This window comes from Enterococcus raffinosus (assembly GCF_018917525.1).
Lineage (GTDB): Bacteria > Bacillota > Bacilli > Lactobacillales > Enterococcaceae > Enterococcus_A > Enterococcus_A raffinosus_A.
Map to the genome: position 1 here is coordinate 138860 of NZ_JAHLOS010000002.1, position 21129 is coordinate 159988.

The 21129-nt window shown below is 39.7% G+C and carries 27 protein-coding genes and 1 tRNA gene; 6 read left to right on the forward strand and 22 right to left on the reverse strand.

Annotation, left to right across the window (positions count from 1 at the left end; genetic code table 11):
- Positions 1–18: 18 nt before the first annotated feature.
- The 17 genes from rplX to rpsL all read right to left on the reverse strand — a co-directional run bounded on the left by rplX (position 19) and on the right by rpsL (position 10677).
- Positions 19–330 (reverse strand): 50S ribosomal protein L24, encoded by a 312-nt coding sequence (gene rplX, locus KQI58_RS02345; protein ID WP_216406131.1) that lies wholly within the window; start codon positions 328–330, stop codon positions 19–21.
- Between the two features lie 35 nt (positions 331–365).
- On the reverse strand, positions 366–734 hold the full coding sequence (gene rplN / locus KQI58_RS02350) for a 50S ribosomal protein L14 (RefSeq protein ID WP_010742760.1): 369 nt from the start codon (positions 732–734) through the stop codon (positions 366–368).
- A 55-nt stretch (positions 735–789) separates the two neighbouring features.
- Positions 790–1056 carry a 30S ribosomal protein S17 gene (gene rpsQ / locus KQI58_RS02355; RefSeq protein WP_010742759.1) on the reverse strand — a complete coding sequence of 89 codons (267 nt, stop codon included), beginning with the start codon at positions 1054–1056 and terminating at the stop codon, positions 790–792.
- A 21-nt stretch (positions 1057–1077) separates the two neighbouring features.
- Positions 1078–1269 carry a 50S ribosomal protein L29 gene (gene rpmC, locus KQI58_RS02360; protein WP_216406132.1) on the reverse strand — a complete coding sequence of 64 codons (192 nt, stop codon included), beginning with the start codon at positions 1267–1269 and terminating at the stop codon, positions 1078–1080.
- Entirely contained in the window at positions 1259–1693 is a 435-nt protein-coding gene (gene rplP, locus KQI58_RS02365; RefSeq protein WP_010747211.1) for a 50S ribosomal protein L16, read from the reverse strand. Before rplP ends, rpmC begins: the two co-directional genes overlap by 11 nt.
- A gap of 2 nt (positions 1694–1695) precedes the next feature.
- The gene (gene rpsC / locus KQI58_RS02370) at positions 1696–2352 is read right to left on the reverse strand and encodes a 30S ribosomal protein S3 (protein ID WP_010747212.1); all 657 of its coding nucleotides are present in this window, start codon (positions 2350–2352) and stop codon (positions 1696–1698) included.
- Positions 2353–2365: 13 nt separating this feature from the next.
- Positions 2366–2713: a 50S ribosomal protein L22 gene (gene rplV, locus KQI58_RS02375; RefSeq protein ID WP_010742755.1), complete on the reverse strand. Its 348-nt coding sequence runs from the start codon at positions 2711–2713 to the stop codon at positions 2366–2368.
- Between the two features lie 21 nt (positions 2714–2734).
- Positions 2735–3013, reverse strand: coding sequence for a 30S ribosomal protein S19 (rpsS, locus tag KQI58_RS02380; protein WP_016179475.1), 279 nt, complete (start codon positions 3011–3013; stop codon positions 2735–2737).
- 42 nt (positions 3014–3055) lie between these two features.
- A complete protein-coding gene (gene rplB, locus KQI58_RS02385) occupies positions 3056–3889 on the reverse strand; it encodes a 50S ribosomal protein L2 (protein ID WP_216406134.1) in 834 nt (277 codons plus the stop codon).
- A gap of 39 nt (positions 3890–3928) precedes the next feature.
- On the reverse strand, positions 3929–4219 hold the full coding sequence (locus KQI58_RS02390; protein WP_010782060.1) for a 50S ribosomal protein L23: 291 nt from the start codon (positions 4217–4219) through the stop codon (positions 3929–3931).
- Positions 4219–4842 carry a 50S ribosomal protein L4 gene (gene rplD / locus KQI58_RS02395; protein ID WP_216406136.1) on the reverse strand — a complete coding sequence of 208 codons (624 nt, stop codon included), beginning with the start codon at positions 4840–4842 and terminating at the stop codon, positions 4219–4221. The genes KQI58_RS02390 and rplD overlap by 1 nt, the downstream gene beginning before the upstream one ends.
- Positions 4843–4870: 28 nt before the next feature.
- Positions 4871–5500: a 50S ribosomal protein L3 gene (gene rplC / locus KQI58_RS02400; RefSeq protein WP_216406138.1), complete on the reverse strand. Its 630-nt coding sequence runs from the start codon at positions 5498–5500 to the stop codon at positions 4871–4873.
- A 21-nt stretch (positions 5501–5521) separates the two neighbouring features.
- Positions 5522–5830: a 30S ribosomal protein S10 gene (gene rpsJ, locus KQI58_RS02405; protein WP_010756438.1), complete on the reverse strand. Its 309-nt coding sequence runs from the start codon at positions 5828–5830 to the stop codon at positions 5522–5524.
- A 402-nt stretch (positions 5831–6232) separates the two neighbouring features.
- Entirely contained in the window at positions 6233–7420 is a 1188-nt protein-coding gene (tuf, locus tag KQI58_RS02410) for an elongation factor Tu (RefSeq protein WP_216406140.1), read from the reverse strand.
- A 164-nt stretch (positions 7421–7584) separates the two neighbouring features.
- The gene (gene fusA / locus KQI58_RS02415) at positions 7585–9669 is read right to left on the reverse strand and encodes an elongation factor G (protein WP_216406142.1); all 2085 of its coding nucleotides are present in this window, start codon (positions 9667–9669) and stop codon (positions 7585–7587) included.
- A 79-nt stretch (positions 9670–9748) separates the two neighbouring features.
- A complete protein-coding gene (rpsG, locus tag KQI58_RS02420; protein WP_216406144.1) occupies positions 9749–10219 on the reverse strand; it encodes a 30S ribosomal protein S7 in 471 nt (156 codons plus the stop codon).
- A gap of 44 nt (positions 10220–10263) precedes the next feature.
- Positions 10264–10677 carry a 30S ribosomal protein S12 gene (gene rpsL, locus KQI58_RS02425; protein WP_010742744.1) on the reverse strand — a complete coding sequence of 138 codons (414 nt, stop codon included), beginning with the start codon at positions 10675–10677 and terminating at the stop codon, positions 10264–10266.
- A gap of 412 nt (positions 10678–11089) precedes the next feature.
- Between rpsL and rpiA the strand changes: the two genes are divergently transcribed.
- From rpiA to KQI58_RS02440, 3 genes are all read left to right on the forward strand, one after another.
- A complete protein-coding gene (gene rpiA, locus KQI58_RS02430; protein WP_216406146.1) occupies positions 11090–11770 on the forward strand; it encodes a ribose-5-phosphate isomerase RpiA in 681 nt (226 codons plus the stop codon).
- A 126-nt stretch (positions 11771–11896) separates the two neighbouring features.
- The gene (locus KQI58_RS02435; RefSeq protein ID WP_016179466.1) at positions 11897–12583 is read left to right on the forward strand and encodes a 2,3-diphosphoglycerate-dependent phosphoglycerate mutase; all 687 of its coding nucleotides are present in this window, start codon (positions 11897–11899) and stop codon (positions 12581–12583) included.
- Between the two features lie 105 nt (positions 12584–12688).
- Positions 12689–12772 (forward strand) — tRNA-Leu (locus KQI58_RS02440).
- 49 nt (positions 12773–12821) lie between these two features.
- Here the strand turns inward: KQI58_RS02440 and udk are convergent.
- From udk to KQI58_RS02455, 3 genes are all read right to left on the reverse strand, one after another.
- Entirely contained in the window at positions 12822–13448 is a 627-nt protein-coding gene (gene udk / locus KQI58_RS02445; RefSeq protein WP_216406148.1) for a uridine kinase, read from the reverse strand.
- Between the two features lie 70 nt (positions 13449–13518).
- Positions 13519–14205, reverse strand: a complete 687-nt coding sequence (locus KQI58_RS02450; protein ID WP_216406150.1) for a YjjG family noncanonical pyrimidine nucleotidase — start codon at positions 14203–14205, stop codon at positions 13519–13521.
- Positions 14206–14216: 11 nt separating this feature from the next.
- The gene (locus tag KQI58_RS02455; protein ID WP_216406153.1) at positions 14217–14933 is read right to left on the reverse strand and encodes a 16S rRNA pseudouridine(516) synthase; all 717 of its coding nucleotides are present in this window, start codon (positions 14931–14933) and stop codon (positions 14217–14219) included.
- 481 nt (positions 14934–15414) lie between these two features.
- Between KQI58_RS02455 and KQI58_RS02460 the strand changes: the two genes are divergently transcribed.
- From KQI58_RS02460 to KQI58_RS02470, 3 genes are all read left to right on the forward strand, one after another.
- A complete protein-coding gene (locus KQI58_RS02460; protein WP_216406155.1) occupies positions 15415–16032 on the forward strand; it encodes a 50S ribosomal protein L25/general stress protein Ctc in 618 nt (205 codons plus the stop codon).
- A 208-nt stretch (positions 16033–16240) separates the two neighbouring features.
- Entirely contained in the window at positions 16241–16564 is a 324-nt protein-coding gene (locus KQI58_RS02465; RefSeq protein ID WP_016179461.1) for a DUF960 domain-containing protein, read from the forward strand.
- Between the two features lie 123 nt (positions 16565–16687).
- Positions 16688–18058 (forward strand): MATE family efflux transporter, encoded by a 1371-nt coding sequence (locus tag KQI58_RS02470; protein WP_216406157.1) that lies wholly within the window; start codon positions 16688–16690, stop codon positions 18056–18058.
- Between the two features lie 3 nt (positions 18059–18061).
- On the opposite strand, the gene KQI58_RS02475 is transcribed toward KQI58_RS02470, so the two are convergent.
- Together KQI58_RS02475 and KQI58_RS02480 are read right to left on the reverse strand one after the other, a co-directional pair.
- The gene (locus KQI58_RS02475; RefSeq protein WP_216406159.1) at positions 18062–18595 is read right to left on the reverse strand and encodes a hypothetical protein; all 534 of its coding nucleotides are present in this window, start codon (positions 18593–18595) and stop codon (positions 18062–18064) included.
- A 175-nt stretch (positions 18596–18770) separates the two neighbouring features.
- Positions 18771–20768 carry a KUP/HAK/KT family potassium transporter gene (locus tag KQI58_RS02480; RefSeq protein WP_216406161.1) on the reverse strand — a complete coding sequence of 666 codons (1998 nt, stop codon included), beginning with the start codon at positions 20766–20768 and terminating at the stop codon, positions 18771–18773.
- Positions 20769–21129 lie beyond the last annotated feature (361 nt).

Below are 21129 nucleotides of genomic sequence, written 5' to 3' on the forward strand. Positions count from 1 at the left end.
TCCTCCTTCCTTGTTTAATTATTTATCTAGAGCTTCGCCGGTTTTTTTAGAAACGCGGACTTTTTTACCGTCAACCACTTTGTAGCCAACGCGTGTCGCTTCTCCATTTGAAGGGTCGATCACCATAACATTAGATGCATGAATTGGTGCTTCTACCTCAACGATTCCGCCTTGAGGGGCATCTTGAGAGGCTTTTTTATGTTTTTTCACGACATTGACGCCTTCAACAACGACTTTGTCTTTTTTAGGAAGGGCTTCTAATACTACGCCTTCTTTATTTCTGTCTTTACCAGAGATAACTTTTACTTTATCGCCTTTTTTAACGAACATTACTGTTGCGCACCTCCTTTGGTTGAATCTTTCGATTATAATACTTCCGGTGCCAATGAAACGATCTTCATGAAGTTGCCTTCGCGTAATTCACGAGCGACAGGTCCGAAGATACGTGTTCCTCTTGGGCTCTTGTCATCACGAATGATAACAGCTGCATTTTCATCAAATTTGATATAAGAACCATCAGTACGACGAGCGCCTGATTTAGTTCGTACGATAACGGCTTTAACCACGTCACCTTTTTTGACAACACCACCTGGCGTTGCTTGTTTAACCGTAGCAACAATCACATCACCGATATTTGCAGTTTTGCGACCAGATCCGCCAAGAACTTTAATAGTTAAAATTTCACGGGCGCCTGAGTTGTCCGCGATTTTTAAACGGCTTTCTGCTTGGATCACTTGTGTATCCTCCTTTCAGATTTAAAAAACATCTATATAGGAAAATCTCGTGTGATTAGATAATCACTGCTTTTTCAACGATTTCAACCAGACGGAAACGTTTGGTAGCTGATAATGGACGAGTTTCCATGATTTTCACGATATCGCCAATTTTTGCTTCATTGTTTTCATCGTGAGCTTTGTATTTTTTAGAATATTTCATACGTTTACCGTAGATTGGATGGTTCTTTTTGGTTTCAACGACAACAGTGATCGTTTTGTCCATTTTGTCAGATACCACGCGTCCTTGATAAACTTTACGTTGATTTCTTTCTTCAGTCATACTGGAAATGGCCTCCTTCCACTATTTGTCAGCTTGTTCACGCAACACAGTTTTGATGCGTGCAATCGATTTACGTACTTCTTTAATACGTGCAGTGTTTTCTAATTGACCTGTTGCTAATTGGAATCTAAGACTGAACAATTCTTCTTTTAATTGTTTTTCTTGATCTAGCATTTCGGCAGTGGTTAATTCTCTGATTTCTTTAACCTTCATTCGATTCACCACCCATTTCCTCACGTTTTACGATCTTAGTCTTCATTGGTAATTTGTGAGAAGCAAGACGTAATGCTTCACGAGCAACTTCTTCAGGAACGCCGGCGATTTCAAACATGATCTTGCCGCGTTTAACTGGTGAAACCCAGCCTTCAGGAGCACCTTTACCAGATCCCATACGTACACCAATTGCTTTGGCAGTATAAGATTTGTGAGGGAAAATTTTAATCCATACTTTCCCACCACGTTTCATGTAACGAGTCATTGCAATACGAGCAGCCTCAATTTGGCGGTTAGTAATCCAATGTGAATCAACAGCTTGCAAGCCGTATTCTCCAAATGCGATTTCTTTACCACCTTTAGCTTCCCCACGCATTTTACCGCGGAATTCACGACGGTGTTTTACACGTTTAGGTACTAACATGATTATTTCCCTCCTTTCTCAGTGTTTTTCTTTGTAGGAAGAATTTCTCCACGATAAATCCACACTTTAACTCCTAGTTTTCCGTATGTTGTATCTGCTTCTTCCCATGCGTAGTCGATATCGGCACGCAATGTATGAAGAGGAACTGTTCCTTCAGAGTATCCTTCTGAACGAGCGATATCCGCACCATTCAAACGACCAGATACTTGAGTTTTGATTCCTTTAGCGCCTGAACGCATTGTGCGTTGGATCGCTTGTTTTTGTGCACGACGGAAAGCAACACGATTTTCTAATTGACGTGCGATTCCTTCTCCGACTAATTTTGCATCTAAATCTGGTTTTTTGATTTCAACGATGTTGATGTGAACTCGTTTACCAGTTAATTTATTTAATTCTTTTCTTAGGCTCTCAACTTCAGATCCGCCTTTACCGATAACCATACCAGGTTTAGCTGTGTGGATTGAAATATTTACGCGGTTTGCAGCGCGTTCGATTTCAACAGTTGACACAGCGGCATCAGCAAGTTTCGTTGCGATGAACTTACGGATTCTCAAATCTTCGTGTAGAAATTCAGCATACTCTTTTTCAGCATACCATTTAGCATCCCACTCACGGATGATGCCTACACGCATTCCAATAGGATTTACTTTTTGACCCACTGATTATCCCTCCTTATTTTTCTGATACCACAACGGTAATATGACTTGTACGTTTGTTGATTGGTGAAGCTGAACCTTTTGCACGTGGACGGAAACGTTTCATTGTTGGTCCTTCGTTAACAAATGCTTCAGAAACTACCAAATTTTCAACATCTAAGTCAAAGTTGTTTTCTGCGTTAGCAACTGCTGACATCATTACTTTTTCAATGATTCCTGCAGATTTGTTTGGTGTGAATTTCAAGATTGAAATTGCTTCTGCTACGCTTTTTCCTCTAATAAGATCGATTACTAAACGTGCTTTACGAGGAGAAGTGCGAACTGTTTTCGCAGTTGCCTTAGCTGATGTAATTTGTTCTGCCATGTTAATATCCTCCCCTCAAAATTAACGTCTTGTTTTCTTATCGTCGGCGGCATGTCCACGATAAGTTCTTGATGGTGCAAATTCACCTAATTTATGTCCTACCATGTCTTCTTGGATGTAAACTGGCACATGTTTGCGTCCGTCATAAACAGCAATAGTAAATCCTACAAAATTAGGAAAAATTGTTGAGCGACGAGACCAAGTTTTGATAACTTTTTTCTTTTCAACACCTTGTTGTGCTTCGATCTTCTTCATTAAATGATCATCAGCGAAAGGTCCTTTTTTCAAACTACGACCCATGGTGTACCTCCTCTCAAAATATGCGACACATAGTCAATGATTTTATTTAGTTTTACGACGACGTACAATAAGCTTGTCTGAAGCAGCTTTCTTGTTACGAGTTTTGTAACCCAATGCAGGTTGTCCCCATGGAGATACTGGAGCTTTACGTCCGACTGGAGCTTTACCTTCACCACCACCGTGTGGGTGATCGTTAGGGTTCATTACGCTACCACGTACAGTTGGGCGTTTACGCATCCAACGAGAACGTCCAGCTTTACCAATGTTGATCAATTCGTGTTGTTCGTTACCAACAGAACCGATAGTAGCACGGCAAGTAGCTAAGATCATGCGAACTTCGCCAGAATTCAAACGTACTAGTACGTATTTTCCTTCTTTACCAAGTACTTGTGCACTTGTACCAGCTGAACGGATCAATTGTCCGCCTTTACCAGGTTTCATTTCAATGTTGTGAACTACAGTACCAACTGGAATATTTTCAAGCGGTAATGCATTTCCGATTTTAATATCTGCATCTGCTCCAGATACGATTGTCATGCCAACTTCTAAGCCTTTAGGGGCTAAGATGTACGCTTTCACTCCATCTGTATAATGAACTAATGCAATGTTTGCTGAACGGTTTGGATCGTATTCGATCGTTTGTACTGTAGCAACCACGTTATCTTTATTACGTTTAAAGTCGATAACACGGTATTGACGTTTATGTCCGCCACCTTGATGACGTACAGTGATGCGACCGTTGTTATTACGACCGGCGTTGTTTTTTAATGGTTCTAATAACGTCTTTTCAGGCGTTGAAGTTGTGATTTCAGCGAAATCAGAACTCGTCATATTACGACGGCCATTTGTGGTTGGTTTATACTTTTTAATCGCCACGTCTGGTTTCCCTCCTATTTACTAGTGATTTCCTGACGCTTATTCAGCAGCGTCGAAAAGTTGAATTTCTTTTGAGTCTTCAGTTAAAGTCACAACAGCTTTGCGACGTTTTTTAGTGAAGCCTTGGTATTTACCCATACGTTTTGCTTTTGGTTTAGCATTCATAATGTTTACATTTTTAACTTTAACGTCGAAAGCAGCTTCAACCGCTTGTTTCACTAAAGTTTTATTCGCGCGAGTATCCACTTCGAAAGTGTATTTCTTTTCATCCATGTCTAACATAGATTTTTCAGTGATCACCGGGCGTTTAATTACGTCTAGTAAGTTCATTATGCAAGCACCTCCTCAATTTGAGTAAGAGCGGTTTGCGTTGCTAAGATTTTGTCATTAGCGACTACATCTAGTACAGTAACGTTGTCTGAAGTAGTAACAGTTACGTTTGATAAGTTACGAGCAGCTAAGCCTGCAACTTCGTTTTCTGTTTCCAATACAACCAATACTTTAGAATCAATAGACAAGCTAGTTAAAACTTGTTTAAATTCTTTTGTTTTAGGTGCGTCAAAGCTTAAAGCATCAACAACAACCATGTTATTTCCAGCAACTTTTTCTGATAAAACAGATTTAATTGCTAAGCGACGAACTTTTTTAGGAAGTTTGTAGCTGTATGAACGTGGTGTAGGTCCGAAGACAACGCCACCTCCACGCCATTGTGGTGAACGGATAGAACCTTGACGAGCACGTCCAGTTCCTTTTTGACGCCATGGTTTGCGACCACCGCCACGAACTGCGCTACGATTTTTCACAGCGTGTGTCCCTTGTCTCAATGAAGCGCGTTGCATAACGATTGCATCGTAAACAACACTTTCATTTGGTTCAATTCCGAAGATTTCTTCATTTAAAGTGATGTCACCGTTTTGAGTTCCATCTTGTTTGAATAATGCTACAGTTGGCATTCCTTAGTTCCTCCTTTCCTCTAACTAATTATTTAGCTTTCACAGCTGATTTGATAGTGATTAAAGATTTTTTAGCTCCAGGAACATTTCCTTTTACTAAGATAACGTTGCGGTCAGCGTCAACACGAACAACTTCAAGATTTTGAATTGTTACACGGTTGCCACCCATACGGCCAGCAAGTTTTTTATTTTTAAATACACGGTTTGGTGCAACAGGACCCATAGATCCAGGACGACGGTGGTAACGAGAACCGTGAGCCATTGGTCCGCGGCTTTGTCCGTGACGTTTGATAACGCCTTGGAATCCTTTACCTTTAGTCGTTCCGGTAACATCAATGATGTCTCCAGCTTGGAAAGTATCAACTTTCACTTCTTTACCTACTTCATAGTCTCCTAGCTCAACATCTTTGAATTCTCGAATGAAGCGCTTAGGAGCCGTGTTTGCTTTTGCAACATGACCTTTCGCAGGTTTGTTAGACAAAACTTCACGCATATCTTGGTAACCTAATTGAACAGCTTCGTAACCGTCGTTTTCCATTGTTTTCACTTGTAAAACAACGTTTGGAGTAGCTTCGATTACAGTAACTGGAATAAGTTCGCCAGATTCAGTGAAGATTTGAGTCATTCCCACTTTTTTCCCTAAGATTCCTTTGGTCATGATTACACCTCCATCTTCTTATTATAATTTGATTTCAATATTCACACCTGATGGTAAGTCAAGCTTCATTAAAGCATCGACTGTCTTCGGTGTTGGGTTCACAATGTCAATCAGACGTTTGTGAGTACGCATTTCGAATTGTTCGCGTGAATCTTTGTATTTATGAGTCGCACGGATTACAGTGTAAAGACTGCGTTCAGTTGGTAATGGAATTGGACCAGACACGCTAGCTCCAGTTCTTTTTGCAGTTTCCACGATTTTATCCGCTGATTGATCTAAAATACCATGTTCATACGCTTTTAAACGGATACGAATTTTTTGTTTTGCCATCTTGTTCCCTCCTTCGCCTATTTTAAAAGTAGACATAGCTCCACGAAAATCTCCGTCACGCTCGTTCGTGGCAAAGCGTCCGGGCGTGTCGCAACCTCTCGTTTCAAAGCCGACGGATTCTTTCCAGAACCCCCCAGTGATATTCGCACTCCTGCAAACAGCACCTTTATGATTATATTACATGAGACCTATGATTGCAAGGATTTTCTAAATGTTTTAGGATTTTCTGTTTTATTTTCAGAAAATCCATTCTGTGTGAGTAAAACAATTTTTTTCTTCTATATAAATAGTAATAATTTCTTTCCTCTATGACTAATCTTAAATTCTATAAAACGATAAAAAAGAGCCGCCGAGAACGGCGACCCTTATACGTCCGAGCATAATATTAAATTGTAAAGTTGATTAAGCTTTGATTGTAGTTACAACGCCTGAACCAACAGTACGTCCGCCTTCACGAATAGAGAAACGAGTTCCGTCTTCGATCGCGATTGGGTGGATTAATTCAACTTCCATAGTTACGTTATCACCAGGCATTACCATTTCAGTGCCTTCTGGTAGATCAACTACACCAGTTACGTCAGTTGTACGGAAGTAGAACTGAGGACGGTAGTTAGTGAAGAATGGAGTGTGACGTCCACCTTCTTCTTTAGTTAAAACGTAAACTTCTGCAGAGAATTTTGTATGTGGAGTAATTGAAGCTGGTTTAGCCAATACTTGTCCACGTTGGATATCTTCACGTGCAACACCACGTAATAAAGCACCGATGTTATCGCCTGCTTCAGCGTAGTCTAATAATTTACGGAACATTTCAACACCTGTAACAGTTGTTTTAGCAGTTTCGTCAGCAATACCTACGATTTCAACTTCGTCACCAACGCGAACTTGTCCACGTTCAACACGACCAGTTGCAACAGTACCACGACCAGTGATTGAGAATACGTCTTCGACTGGCATCATGAATGGTTTGTCAGTATCACGAACTGGTGTTGGGATGTATTCGTCAACAGCAGCCATTAATTCTAAGATTTTTTCTTCGTATGAAGCGTCGCCTTCTAAAGCTTTCAAAGCTGAACCTGCGATAACTGGAGTGTCGTCGCCTGGGAAGTCGTATTCTGTTAATAAGTCACGAACTTCCATTTCAACTAATTCAAGTAATTCTTCATCGTCAACCATATCCATTTTGTTTAAGAATACAACGATGTAAGGAACACCAACGTTACGAGATAACAAGATGTGTTCACGAGTTTGAGGCATAGGGCCATCAGCAGCAGAAACTACTAAGATAGCTCCGTCCATTTGAGCAGCACCAGTGATCATGTTTTTAACGTAGTCCGCGTGTCCTGGGCAGTCAACGTGAGCGTAGTGACGGTTTTCAGTTTCGTACTCAACGTGAGCAGTGTTGATAGTGATTCCGCGTTCGCGTTCTTCAGGAGCTCCGTCGATTTGAGCGTAGTCCATAGCTTGCGCTCCGCCTTGTTTAGCAAGTACAGTTGTAATTGCAGCTGTTAAAGTAGTTTTACCATGGTCAACGTGTCCGATAGTACCAATGTTAACATGGGGTTTTGAACGGTCAAATTTTTCTTTAGCCATTTAAAATGTTCCTCCTAAGTAAATGAGTTTAGTTTTTTATCTGATAGGTCCGCACTGCAAAAGCAATGCGAGCCCATATCATCAGTTAATTATTTTACATGAAACGTTGTTAAAAATACAGTTCTTTTGGAAAAAGCAGTCAAAAATCAATTGACTTTTAAGAATTATTCAGCTTTACCGCCATTTTTCTTAATGATTTCTTCTTGAACTGATTTCGGTACATCTTCATAGTGATCAAAGACCATCATGAATGTTCCGCGTCCTTGAGTAGAAGAACGAAGCGTTGTAGCATAACCAAACATTTCAGCTAACGGCACGATTGCGTTAACGATTTGTGCATTACCATGCGCTTCCATACCTTCAACACGTCCACGACGAGCAGTTACGTGACCCATAACATCACCTAAGTAATCTTCTGGAACAGTGATTGTAACTTTCATCATTGGTTCAAGGATTGATGGACTAGCTTTCTTCGCAGCAGCACGGAGCGCCATAGACGCAGCTACACGGAAGGCCGTTTCATTTGAATCGACATCATGGTATGAACCATCATAAAGCTTCGCTTTAATGTCAACTAATGGGTAGCCAGCTAATACACCGTTTGCCATTGCATCTTCTAATCCTTTTTCAACTGCTGGGATGTATTCACGAGGAACCACACCACCGACAATCGCATTTTCGAATTCGAAGCCTTTTCCTTCTTCGTTTGGTGTAAATTCGATCCATACGTGACCGTATTGACCTTTACCACCAGACTGACGTACAAACTTCCCTTCTGCATTAGTAGCAGCACGGAATGTTTCGCGGTAAGATACTTGAGGCGCCCCAACGTTAGCGTCTACTTTAAACTCACGACGCATACGGTCAACCAATACGTCTAAGTGAAGTTCACCCATACCAGCGATAACAGTTTCACCTGTTTCAACGTTTGTTTCAACGCGGAATGAAGGATCTTCTTCAGCAAGTTTTTGTAGAGCAACGCCCATTTTATCTTGGTCAGCTTTTGATTTAGGTTCAACAGCGACTTCGATAACTGGATCAGGAAATTCGATTGATTCAAGGATAACTGGTGATTTTTCATCACATAAAGTATCCCCAGTTGTTGTATCTTTCAAACCAACAGCAGCAGCGATATCACCTGAGTAAACCGTTTCGATTTCTTTACGAGTGTTCGCATGCATTTGTAGGATACGTCCGATACGTTCGCGTTTGCCTTTAGAAGCATTCAACACGTATGAACCAGAGTTTAACACACCTGAGTAAACACGGAAGAAAGTTAGACGACCTACGAATGGGTCAGTCATTACTTTAAACGCTAGTGATGAGAATGGTGCTGAATCGTCAGCTGGACGTTCAGTTTCTTCATCAGTTTTAGGGTTGAAACCTTTGATCGCAGGTACATCAGTTGGTGCTGGAAGATAGTCAATGACTGCATCCAACATCAATTGAACACCTTTATTCTTGAAAGCTGAACCACATAGTACTGGGTAGAAGTCTACTGCTAGAGTTGCGTTACGGATACCTGCTTTCAATTCTTCTTCAGTGATTTCTTCACCTTCCAAGAATTTCATCATTAGGTCTTCATCAGTATCAGCGACTGCCTCAACTAATTTTTCACGCCATTCTTCAGCTTGTTCTTGATATTCAGCAGGAATTTCAGTTTCTTGAATTTCCGTACCTAAATCGTTTGTATAGATTTCAGCTTTCATTTTGACTAAGTCAATGATTCCAGTGAAATCATCTTCCGCACCAATTGGTAATTGGATTGGATGAGCATTCGCTTGCAAACGATCGTGTAAAGTGCTTACTGAGTAAAGGAAGTCCGCACCGATTTTGTCCATTTTGTTACAGAATACGATACGTGGAACGCCGTATTCTGTTGCTTGACGCCAAACAGTTTCTGTTTGTGGTTCTACACCTGATTGTGAGTCCAACACAGTTACTGCACCGTCAAGTACACGTAATGAACGTTGAACTTCGATTGTGAAGTCCACGTGTCCTGGGGTATCAATGATGTTTACGCGGTGACCTTTCCATTGCGCTGTAGTAGCGGCAGAAGTGATCGTGATACCACGTTCTTGTTCTTGTTCCATCCAGTCCATTTGAGAAGCGCCTTCGTGGGTTTCTCCAATTTTATGGATTTTACCAGTGTAGTATAAGACACGCTCTGTTGTTGTTGTTTTACCAGCGTCAACGTGAGCCATGATCCCGATATTACGAGTATTATCTAGAGAAAATTCTCTTGCCATTTCTTTGTTTGCTCCTCTCTTATATTAAATAAATGTTGTTTGGCCAGACATCTGTTGACCTTCGTCAGCAGAAAAAATCTTACCAACGATAATGAGCAAATGCACGGTTGGCTTCCGCCATTTTGTGTGTATCTTCGCGTTTTTTCACAGAAGCGCCAGTGTTGTTAGCAGCATCCATGATTTCTTTTGCCAAACGTTCTTCCATTGTGTGTTCGCCGCGTAAACGTGCGAAATTCACAACCCAACGTAAGCCTAAAGTAGTACGACGCTCTGGACGCACTTCAACGGGAACTTGATAGTTAGAACCCCCAACACGGCGAGCTTTAACTTCTAATACAGGCATGATGTTTTCCATTGCTTGTTCAAAAACTTCCAACGGATCATTCCCTGTTGATTCTTTAATAGTGCTAAAAGCACTGTATACGATATTTGAAGCAGTACCACGTTTGCCGTCAACCATTACACGGTTGATTAAACGAGTTACTAACTTAGAGTTATACATAGGATCTGGCAAAACATCACGTTTTGCAATCGTTCCTTTACGAGTCATACGTAACTCCTCCTTCCGAAAATATGTCTTATCTATTCGTTTGATTAAGCTTTAGGTTTCTTAGTACCGTATTTAGAACGGCTTTGTTTACGGTCGTTAACACCGGCAGTATCTAGTGCGCCACGAACGATATGGTAACGTACCCCTGGTAAGTCTTTTACACGACCACCACGTAATAGAACAACACTATGTTCTTGTAGGTTATGGCCGATACCTGGAATATAAGCTGTTACTTCGATCAAGTTTGACAAACGAACACGAGCATATTTACGCAATGCTGAGTTGGGTTTCTTAGGTGTCATAGTCCCCACACGTGTACAAACTCCACGTTTTTGTGGTGAGTTCACGTTTGTTTGAGCTTTTTTAAAGCTGTTATATCCTTTGTTCAATGCTGGTGAATTTGATTTTTCCACCTTTGATTTACGAGGTTTACGTACTAATTGATTAATTGTAGGCATTCCTTGTTTCCTCCTTCCTCGATCCGCTTTCTAGTACCACACATCCTGGTGGTTCTTTTTCAGCGATAAAAAATAATGCATCCCTGCATTCTCTATCAAGCGTACTTCGACACAGTCAGCACGTCTCAGTCGAGAGACCTGTTCACAAAGCACCTTTGATAGCATACCATGATTGATTTTCAGTGTCAACAAACTATTTAGAGTTTTTTCTTCTTTTTGGTATCCTAATTTTTTATGTGTCAAATAGATTTAAAAGTAAGAAAAAGCTTATTCAACAAAATAGACATTTAGCCATTGAATTAACCAGATATAAAACGCATTCACTTTTTTGGTCTTTTTTACTGTAAAGGCTATCTTTTTTCTTTTTTTGCGATTACAATGGACGTAACTTAGCAGAAGGTGGGATTTTTCAATGAATTTGAAAGAGTTAGTTGGGATCGAAGCAGCAAAATTTGTCAAAGATGGAATGACTGTTGGATTAGGAACTGGATCAACAGCCTACTATTTAGTGAAAGAACTTGGTCGCCGAGTAAATGAAGAAGGTTTGAAGATCACAGGGGTCGTGACTTCTTCTAAAACAGAGGAGCAAGCAAAAGAATTAGGAATTCCGTTAAAAGCAATCGATGACGTGGAGTCAGTCGATCTTACTATTGATGGTGCAGATGAAATCAGTGATGATTTCCAAGGAGTCAAAGGCGGAGGCGCTGCACTGCTCTTCGAAAAAGTAGTAGCGACCTATTCAAAAGACTGCATTTGGATCGTAGACGAAAGTAAGATGGTCAACAAATTAGGAAACTTTCCTTTACCAGTCGAAGTTGTGCCCTTTGGTAGTCACAATGTCTTCCGTTTATTTGAATCAAAAGGATACAAACCGACATGGCGAATGACTGACTCCAACGAACTTTTAACAACAGATGGCGGACATTATATCATCGATCTACATTTAGAGGTTATCGAGGACCCTCATGCCTTAGCAGCAGAGCTGGATACGTGCGTCGGAGTAGTTGAACATGGATTGTTTATTGATATGATTTCACGTGTGATCGTCGGAAAACCAGATGGACCCCAAATTTTGGAAGTTCCAAAGAAATAGTAAAAAATCCTTGTAAAGCTTGTGATTTGATAAAAAACACACTCAATTTAATGGAAATCACGGCAGAAACATTGTACAATGAATCAGGAATTGAAAATTTCAGAAATTTCAAAAGGAGAGAATGTTATGCCAAAATTAGTTTTTTCTCGCCACGGCTTAAGTGAATGGAACAAATTGAACCAATTTACAGGCTGGGCAGACGTTGATTTGGCTCCAGAAGGTGTCGAAGAAGCAAAAGAAGGCGGACGTAAAATCAAAGAAGCAGGAATTGAATTCGATGTAGCTTATACATCTGTTTTAACTCGTGCAATCAAAACTTGTAACTATATTCTTGAAGAATCTGACCAGCTTTGGGTACCAACTGTAAAATCTTGGCGCTTAAACGAACGTCATTATGGTAAATTACAAGGATTGAACAAAAAAGAAACCGCTGAAAAATACGGTGACGAACAAGTTCACATCTGGCGCCGTTCATACGACGTATTACCTCCATTGATGGAAGCAACTGACGAAGGTTCAGCAGCTCAAGATCGTCGTTACTCTATGTTAGACCCTCGCGATATCCCTGGTGGCGAAAACTTGAAAGTTACTTTGGAACGTGCGTTACCTTTCTGGCAAGATGAAATTGCTCCTGCTTTGAAAGATGGAAAAACTGTTTTAGTTGCTGCGCACGGTAACTCTTTACGTGCATTAGCTAAACACATCGAAGGCATTTCTGATGAAGATATCATGGACTTAGAAATCCCAACAGGTCAACCACTTGTTTATGACTTGAACGATGACTTAACAGTAGCTAAAAAATACTACTTATAAAAATTTCTCCCGGCTCAATGGCGAGTCGGGATTTTTTCTACGACTTATCAAGATTATCTCTGGCACAAAAAAATTTTTGTGCTAAAATAAATAAGTAATTTCTTTGCGGTCGTGGCGGAATTGGCAGACGCGCTAGCTTCAGGCGCTAGTGGTAGCAATACCGTGGAAGTTCGAGTCTTCTCGGCCGCATAACAAATACGTAAAAAGAGCAAGGCAGAAAATTTCTGCTTTGCTCTTTTTACTCATGATTCAAAAAGCTTGCTACTTTAGTTGCAATCAAATCGATCGCTACGTGATTTTCGCCGCCTTCTGGCACGATTATATCCGCATAACGTTTTGTTGGTTCGATAAATTGATGATACATCGGCTTCACTACTGTCAAATATTGATCAATAACCGATTCCAATGTTCTTCCACGCTCATTCATGTCGCGTTTAATTCGGCGAATAATCCGAATATCATCGTCTGTATCCACATAAATTTTAATATCCATTAAATCGCGCAAACGCTCATCTTCTAAAATCAGAATTCCTTCCAATATAATGACTTCTTTAGGCTCCTGCACATAAACTTCATCGCTGCGTGTATGTGCCACATAATCATATATTGGCACTTCCACTGATTGATACTTTGTTAAATCCTTTAAATGTTCAATCAATAAATCTGTATCAAACGCAAAAGGATGATCGTAATTTGTCTTTAATCGTTCTTCAAAGCTGATATCGCTTTGGTCTTTGTAATAAGAATCGTGCTCCAACATCATAATCGAATGATCAGGAAACCGATTGTAGATCGCACGGCTTACACTAGTTTTTCCACTACCTGAACCGCCCGTTACACCAATAATGATCGGCTTATTTTTCATGCAAGTAAAACCTCTTTCGTTTTTCATTAGTCCTATTATAGCGAAACAACGTCAAATTGCTATATAAAACTTAAAAATCTTCTAAAATCTGATAGAGGTCCGTTAATTTTTTAATCTGAAACGTTGGTTTGATTTCTTTCGTTTCAATTTCATGAGGATTCATCCAAATAGTATCGATCCCAGCAACCTGTCCGCCCTTAATATCTGACGTTAAGGAGTCACCGATAATCACGGTTTTTTCTTTATCGAATCGAGGAATTTCTGCAAAAACGATGTCGAAAAATTCTTTCATTGGTTTATGAACACCCATTTCTTCAGAGATAAAGAATTTTTTGAAATAAGGTGCGAGTCCTGATTTTTTTAGACGCTGATGCTGGGTTACAGACACACCATTTGTTACTACATAAAGATCTTTTTTCTGACTCAGACTTTCTACAACTTCTAGGCTGTTTGAAATCAACTGATGTCCTTGATTCAAATAGTAGCGATAACGCGCCTCTGTTTTTGGCCCATCAACTTCTCGTTCATATTGTTCAAAAAATAGGCGGAAGCGATTATCTAGTAGTTCTTGGCGTGATAGCAAGCCTGCTTCATGATCGCGCCAAAAACCTTGGTTCATTTTTTTGTAATTGTTCTTCACAGATAAAGAAGGCTCCACTCCCATATCTTGAAACAATTGACTTAATGCTTGTTCTTCTGCTGCCTTAAAATCCAGCAACGTATCGTCGATATCAAATAAAATTGTCTCGTATCCCATCTTCAAACCTTCTATCTAAAATATGATTTTAATTGTTTAAGCTCTGCCAATGTTAACGAACGGTAATTCCCTACTGCTAAATTTGCTGGCAAAACTAATGGTCCCATCGCTATACGGGTCAAGCTCGTAACTTTTTTCCCACAAGCCAAAAACATTTTTTTGACTTGATGAAATTTTCCTTCTTTGATCGTAAGTAAAACTTCCGACTGGTCTGGATCAGATTGTAAAATCTCTAAGCGCGCAGGTTCACAACGAATTCCTCCGTGAAAAACAATTCCTTTTTCAAAAGCCAACACGTCCTCTAACGTCACTGTATCGTTGATTGTCGCACGATACGTCTTTGGAACTTTAGCACCTGGCTGTAAGAGATCGTAACCTAGTTGACCATTGTCAGTCAATAACAACAACCCGGTCGTATCACGATCCAAGCGACCTACTGGATATAAATCTGCTGGACGCTCTTCTTTTTTCACCAGTTCTGTCGCTGTTTGAAATTTAGTATCCCTTTTCGCTGTTACGACACCGGCTGGTTTATTCAATAAGTAATACACATGATTTGTTTGCAACTTCTGTCGATCTACTTGAATTTCATGGAGTTGACTATCGACGTTTCGTTGCGGATTCAGCTCAACTTCGCCGTCGATTAAGACCTTTTTCATTAGAAATAAACGTTTCATTTCTTTTCGCGTTGTTTTTAAGTTCTGCTCTATTACTTTGTCTAATCGCATGATAAAACTCCTTCAACTCTGTCGGACTCATTATACCGAATTTCAAAAAGAGACAAAACCCACAAACTCTCTCTTTATGATTTTATTCACTTTCGAAAGCAAAAAAATCTACTTAAATTTAATAGCAAATTTCTACACTTATTTCTGTCAATATAGTATTTAAGAACTACTAAAAAACTCCTTATTTGAATTGTCAACAGAGTTTATACTTGCATTTTGATTAGATAAGCCCTAAAATTTAATTATACGAGTCAGAGATTCGTATGATTAAGTGAATCGACACTCCGGTGTCAAAGGTTTCTCATACACAGCGTTACGACCTGGTAGAGAAAGTTGAACGTAGACTTTTTTTGGACAGTTGTGTAGACGACTGTCTTTTTGCGTTTTTTTCGCAAAGCCATTGTGCTGAGAATAACCCGTCACTTAAATAAAACCTGTCTGATAAACCACAGGCAGTCACATTTTAAGGAGGAATTTGGTTATGGCAGTATCATTGAAAGTAGAAGAAAGAGCAACTCGTCCCCGTTCCATTCGCAACAAATTACGTCACGAAGGAAAAGTTCCTGCAGTCGTTAATGGATACAAGGTTGAAAGTACACCTATCTCAATCGACGAACGTGAGTTTTCAGCATTGTTACGTGAAAATGGAGCAAACACTGTTTTCACCCTTGAAATCGGTGGAAAGAAAGTGAATACGCTATTGCGCGACACACAAGTTGACACCTTTACTCATCGTTTGACACATATTGAATTAGTATCTGTGAACTTGTCAGAACAAACTGAAGCTGAAACAGAAATCAACTTAGTTGGTGAATCTGTTGGCGTGAAAGCCGGCGGTGTATTAACTCAAACGTTATACACAGCAACTGTTTCTGCAACACCAGAAAAATTACCAGAAGGCATTGATGTCGATATCTCTGGATTAGAAATCGGTCAATCTATCTCTGTTGGTGATCTACCTAAGAATGATGATTACACGATCGTCACTGACGCAGAAGAACAAATCGTTGCTGTTCAAGAAGCACAAGAGCTTCCTGAAGAAGATACCGCTGCTGAAGGTGCTGAACCAGAAGTCATCGGTGAATCATCAGAAGAATAAAATTTAATGAGATGGCCCGCTTTCCTAGCCGGTCATCTTTTTTTAACTGCAAAAGTCTGGTTTCTTCCCTTAAAAATTTAGAATTTTTTACTTTTTCTTATAGACTAGGTGCAATAATTGGTTTTTTCTCAAAAAAAGAATTACAATAAGTCACTACAAGGCTTACTCATACTTTAAGTAAGTGATTCCAACTAAAGGAGGAAAATCTATGTTTGAAACATTTGATTCTAAAAAAAGTCGTTATGCCTCTGTCGGTGTGGTATCCAGCTTGCCTGGCGAGCTGATTGATAGTATCTGGTATATCATTGACCTAGATTTAAAGGGTTTGATCCCATTAGACAATATCTTAAGTTTTGACCTGATCAATAATGACGGTCGCGTTACGATGCACTTCTCTCAAGAAGGCAGCAGTGTTGAAATGGGCATTGATCTCCCATTTGGCTATTCGAATGACTTCCCTCAAGAAGTTTATGCCTACGATGATGGTAGTCGTCAGACAATCCTTCTACCTCACGAAATCCGACAACGTTAATTTCTGAGACAGCCTTTTCTTAAGGGTTGTCTCTTTTTTCTTAACTTTTTATCCAAGGGACTTGCTTTCAGAAAATTTTGTGGTAATATCAATCAGAAAATTTTATTAGAAAGCGGGAAAAAGATGAAAGAATTAACACGAGGAAATCCAGCAAAACTGATTATTTTATTCGCTCTGCCTTTGTTTGTAGGAAATGTTTTTCAGCAATTTTACAGTATGGTTGATATGATCGTGGTAGGTCAAACGTTAGGTAAAGATGCTTTAGCCGCAGTTGGAGCTACTAGTAGTGTCAGTTTTTTGATTATTGGTTTTGCACAAGGTTTAACTTCTGGTCTCTCTATTATTACAGCTCAGCGTTTCGGTGCCAAAGATGCCCAAGGCGTGCGAAAAAGTTTCGCTGCTTCGATTTTGATTAGTCTCGGTGTTACAGTTGTTTTGACGACGTTAAGTCTACTATTCTTACGTCCATTGCTACTGCTTATGCAGACTCCTCCAGAGTTGTTAGATCAAGCACAAGATTTTATCTCAATTCTTTTGGGCGGGATTTTCGCGTCAATGGCTTTTAATCTTTTGTCAAATATGGTACGGGCTTTAGGCGATAGTCGTACACCGCTTTTCTTCTTAGCCTTTGCGGTAGTAATTAACGTTGTCTTAGATCTAGTCTTCATTATTTATTTCCATATGGGAGTAGCCGGTGCGGGTTATGCGACGGTGATCGCTCAAGTTGCGGCAAGTTTGATGTGTGTATGGTTCATCCGGAGAAAAATCCCTCTATTACAAATCAATCGCAAACATTTTTCTCTTAATAAAGAAGAGTTTCGTGTACATTTGAACTCAGCTTTACCGATAGGTTTCCAATCATCAATCATTGCAATCGGCGCTGTCATTTTGCAATCTGCATTGAATACGTTAGGAACAGATGTCGTTGCCGCACAAACTACTGCAAGTCGAATTGATCAACTTGCAATTTTACCAATGATGTCGTTCGGAATTACTATGACAACCTTTACTGCTCAAAACTTTGGAGCAAAAGAGTACGGACGAATTTTACTTGGTGTTAAACAGTGTTTGATGATGAGTGGTATATTCAGTATTTTTGTTGGTATTTTAGTGATTACCTGTGGGCATTATTTTGTCGCTCTCTTTGTTAATCCCAGCGAAGTACATGTATTTCAACTGACACAAACCTATTTCATTATTAACGGTTCTTTGTATTGGGTCTTAGCGATATTGTTTATCCTTCGTTACACTCTGCAAGGATTAGGGCAAGCAAAAATCCCGACAATTGCCGGGATCATGGAACTTGTTATGCGTTCCTTCGCTGCTATTATTTTGACACACTCTTTTGGTTTTGCTGGAGCAGCTTTTGCTTCACCATTGGCTTGGATGGGATCAACTGCTGTCTTGTTGACTTCCTACTTTAAAGCAATGCGCCATTTGAGAAAGTTGGACCAAGAGCAAAATTTACAATTAGACATAAAAAGTGAGGCCTAGACCTCACTTTTTTGCTAACTGTTGATATATATCCAGCATATCCTGCGAAAATGCTGACGTAAAACCTCTAGCAGCATCAACGATCTGGTTACATTTAGCAAAATAGTGGTGAAAATAAATTTGCGAATCATCCTCTAAAATCCGCGCTACTGCTGAGGCATAGTTCGTAATCAGCAATTCTTTCATCCCCTCATCTGATTCTCCAAAAATACCAATGAAATCTAGTCCGCATTCAACAAAGAACAATTCAACCTCGATCAAGGCCCGCTGATTTTGGCAACTTTTACGAAAGTGCCGCAGCAGCTCTTTAGCCTGTGTCAAAGATCGATCAATTTTACCGTGTGGAAAAAATGCTTGTTCTATTTTTTTCTTGGTGGTTTCAGCGAATCGCATTCCATAATCATCACCTAAAAAGCGTGAGTCTACGATTTGTTGAGCAACTTCCGAATGTTTATATATCTGACAGATTAATTCACTTAATTGTTTTTCATCGGCTTCTTGCAGCCTTTCTCGTAATCCTGAAATTGTCATTTCCATCTCCCAGACCTCGCCTTCATCTTTTTTTAATCTTAATTTAACTCATTTCAAATGAAAAGAAAAGAGCTTTTGGCTTCTATTTCAGCCAAAAACTCTTCATTTGAATAAATTTTTTGAACGAAACTCGTAAATAGATGATCTAAATTACCGTTTTATGCGTTCACTGGGGAACTGGCTATTCTTTTCGTTCTTTCAGCCATGTTTTTTTCGTTTCACCAACAATTAATGGCACGGTTTCATAAGTGACTTCACTATATTCAATTCCGAACCAGCGTTCAGGCGTAACTGTATGGCGTTTGATTGCTAAACGAGCTTGCATGACTTGTCGATCCCATTTGTCAATTCTAGTGGTATTTGATAATTCTTCCTGAATCATGACAAAACGAAAATCCCCTACCTGACGTCCAGGAGTTAACGAGTAATGCTGCGGTTGTTTAGGCAAACGGCCTTGTTTCATCAAATCATGAATAATTTGACGCAAATAGACGTTTACATCCTGAGCGATTCGAAAACCTAGATACAATTTAACCTTTACAATAAAATCAGTTCCCATCATATCAATACTATATTCTTCTGTATATGGTTCATCTGTTACTTCTACATTTACAAACCAGTATACTTTTGCCCGTTTTAATCGTTTATCCAAAATCGAATAAATAAATTGCTGCGGGATTGCATCGCCTTCTAATCGTGGGACTAAAAAGACAACATTGGTTTGATAATAGGGAATCCTATCGTCGTCATGAAGCTCTTGTAATTGTGGCAGATAGTCTTTGAAATAGACATCTTGACTGGCATTTTCCTGAACTCGATTACTGCGATGCCAGATATACATCACACTTAATATCAGCAGTGCCATTGCCACCGCCACAAAACCTCCATGGAAAAACTTGGTGACGCTGGATATAAAGAAGAAGCCTTCCAAAATACCAAAAAAGAGTAACATCAATCCTGCTAAAATACGCGATGTTCCATTTTGTAATAAGTAATGATACAACAAGAAGGTCGTCATTAACATTGTGACCGTAATTGATAGACCATAAGCTGCTTCCATATGACTCGATGTACGAAAAGTCAAAACGATCAATGAACAAGCTGCCCATAAGATCATATTGATTGCCGGAATATACATTTGTCCAATACTTTTCCCTGGATAAATAATTCGCATTCGAGGCAACAGTTTCAGTTTGATTGCCTCAGACACTAGTGTGAATGACCCGGAAATCAAAGCCTGCGAAGCAATGACGGCAGCGATAGTCGCAAAGACAACACCAAAGATCATCCAACCATCAGGTAAAATTTGGAAAAAAGGATTTAAATTTTCAAATGCTTCAATTGAAGCATTGCCTTGTGCATGTAAAATCCATGCCGCTTGTCCCGCGTAATTTAACATTAAACAAAGTAAAACGTACGGCCAGCTAAAATGGATATTTTTCTTTCCAACGTGTCCCATGTCAGAATATAAGGCTTCGGCACCAGTCGTTGCTAAGAAAATACTTCCTAAGATAAAGATTCCCATCTTATTATCAGGGTTGAATAATAGATGGATCGCATAATAAGGATTCAACGCTTTAATTACACTAAAATCATACGGGATGTTTAAAATACCCATCAGACCTAAAAAGGTGAACCACAAAAACATGATTGGACCAAAAGCTTTCCCAACAAAATCCGTCCCAAAACGTTGGATTAAAAATAGGAAAAGCAAAATGACTAACGTAATAATTACAATAATATTTTGATTGTTCCCAAACTTCTGGTAAAAATCGGGAATCCCTCGCAGACCTTCAATAGCTGTCGTTACCGTTACAGCAGGTGTCAATACGCCATCAGCCAACAGTGCGGCACCACCGATCATAGCTGGAACAATCAAATATTTCCCACCTTTACGGACCAATGTATATAAAGAGAAAATCCCCCCCTCGCCATGGTTATCCGCTCTTAAGGCAATCAACACATATTTGACCGTTGTTAAAAGCATAACAGTCCAAAAAACTAATGAGACCGCACCTAGCACAAAATCTTTAGTTACCGTGCTCAATCCACCATTTTCCTCTAAAATGGCTTTCATCACATATAATGGGCTCGTTCCGATATCGCCGTACACGACTCCCATTGCAATCAACAGTCCTGCCGCTGAAAGCTTTTTGATATGATCCTTCTTTTTTTCCATTTTACACACTCCTGTTACAGCCACTCGCTGAATCGGTATTGATTTTCATTTAAAAAGTTTTATGGTCGCTTCACTAATACTAATAGGCAGATAAGCTTTAGAGTAGAACTTACAGCTAGTTCTGTATAACTAAATTTAACTCTTTCAATATTAAAAGAAATAGCTTGATATGATTCCACCGACCTGCTTGGCAGGAAGTGGAACTCGCAAAAAAGACCTAAACAACAGCTCTCACTATTGTTTAGGTCTGGCAAATTATCTCTTAGACCAGCGCTGCGCACTAGTTGTTGATCTAAAAGCATAGAGTCTTCTCTATGTCGCTACTCCCCTAAAACTTATCCGTATTATCTAGTTTCCAGAG

What these genes read in the sequence shown, in the direction of transcription:
- rplX (WP_216406131.1), bottom strand. Translation starts at nt 330, where the DNA reads ATGTTCGTTAAAAAAGGCGATAAAGTAAAAGTTATCTCTGGTAAAGAC.
- rpsQ (WP_010742759.1), bottom strand. Translation starts at nt 1,056, where the DNA reads ATGACTGAAGAAAGAAATCAACGTAAAGTTTATCAAGGACGCGTGGTA.
- rpmC (WP_216406132.1), bottom strand. Translation starts at nt 1,269, where the DNA reads ATGAAGGTTAAAGAAATCAGAGAATTAACCACTGCCGAAATGCTAGAT.
- rplP (WP_010747211.1), bottom strand. Translation starts at nt 1,693, where the DNA reads ATGTTAGTACCTAAACGTGTAAAACACCGTCGTGAATTCCGCGGTAAA.
- rplV (WP_010742755.1), bottom strand. Translation starts at nt 2,713, where the DNA reads ATGGCAGAACAAATTACATCAGCTAAGGCAACTGCGAAAACAGTTCGC.
- rpsS (WP_016179475.1), bottom strand. Translation starts at nt 3,013, where the DNA reads ATGGGTCGTAGTTTGAAAAAAGGACCTTTCGCTGATGATCATTTAATG.
- KQI58_RS02390 (WP_010782060.1), bottom strand. Translation starts at nt 4,219, where the DNA reads ATGAACTTACTAGACGTAATTAAACGCCCGGTGATCACTGAAAAATCT.
- rplD (WP_216406136.1), bottom strand. Translation starts at nt 4,842, where the DNA reads ATGCCAACTGTAGCATTATTCAAACAAGATGGAACTCAAAACGGTGAC.
- rplC (WP_216406138.1), bottom strand. Translation starts at nt 5,500, where the DNA reads ATGACCAAAGGAATCTTAGGGAAAAAAGTGGGAATGACTCAAATCTTC.
- rpsJ (WP_010756438.1), bottom strand. Translation starts at nt 5,830, where the DNA reads ATGGCAAAACAAAAAATTCGTATCCGTTTAAAAGCGTATGAACATGGT.
- tuf (WP_216406140.1), bottom strand. Translation starts at nt 7,420, where the DNA reads ATGGCTAAAGAAAAATTTGACCGTTCAAAACCCCATGTTAACATTGGT.
- fusA (WP_216406142.1), bottom strand. Translation starts at nt 9,669, where the DNA reads ATGGCAAGAGAATTTTCTCTAGATAATACTCGTAATATCGGGATCATG.
- rpsG (WP_216406144.1), bottom strand. Translation starts at nt 10,219, where the DNA reads ATGACTCGTAAAGGAACGATTGCAAAACGTGATGTTTTGCCAGATCCT.
- rpsL (WP_010742744.1), bottom strand. Translation starts at nt 10,677, where the DNA reads ATGCCTACAATTAATCAATTAGTACGTAAACCTCGTAAATCAAAGGTG.
- rpiA (WP_216406146.1), top strand. Translation starts at nt 11,090, where the DNA reads ATGAATTTGAAAGAGTTAGTTGGGATCGAAGCAGCAAAATTTGTCAAA.
- KQI58_RS02435 (WP_016179466.1), top strand. Translation starts at nt 11,897, where the DNA reads ATGCCAAAATTAGTTTTTTCTCGCCACGGCTTAAGTGAATGGAACAAA.
- udk (WP_216406148.1), bottom strand. Translation starts at nt 13,448, where the DNA reads ATGAAAAATAAGCCGATCATTATTGGTGTAACGGGCGGTTCAGGTAGT.
- KQI58_RS02450 (WP_216406150.1), bottom strand. Translation starts at nt 14,205, where the DNA reads ATGGGATACGAGACAATTTTATTTGATATCGACGATACGTTGCTGGAT.
- KQI58_RS02455 (WP_216406153.1), bottom strand. Translation starts at nt 14,933, where the DNA reads ATGCGATTAGACAAAGTAATAGAGCAGAACTTAAAAACAACGCGAAAA.
- KQI58_RS02460 (WP_216406155.1), top strand. Translation starts at nt 15,415, where the DNA reads ATGGCAGTATCATTGAAAGTAGAAGAAAGAGCAACTCGTCCCCGTTCC.
- KQI58_RS02465 (WP_016179461.1), top strand. Translation starts at nt 16,241, where the DNA reads ATGTTTGAAACATTTGATTCTAAAAAAAGTCGTTATGCCTCTGTCGGT.
- KQI58_RS02470 (WP_216406157.1), top strand. Translation starts at nt 16,688, where the DNA reads ATGAAAGAATTAACACGAGGAAATCCAGCAAAACTGATTATTTTATTC.
- KQI58_RS02475 (WP_216406159.1), bottom strand. Translation starts at nt 18,595, where the DNA reads ATGGAAATGACAATTTCAGGATTACGAGAAAGGCTGCAAGAAGCCGAT.
- KQI58_RS02480 (WP_216406161.1), bottom strand. Translation starts at nt 20,768, where the DNA reads ATGGAAAAAAAGAAGGATCATATCAAAAAGCTTTCAGCGGCAGGACTG.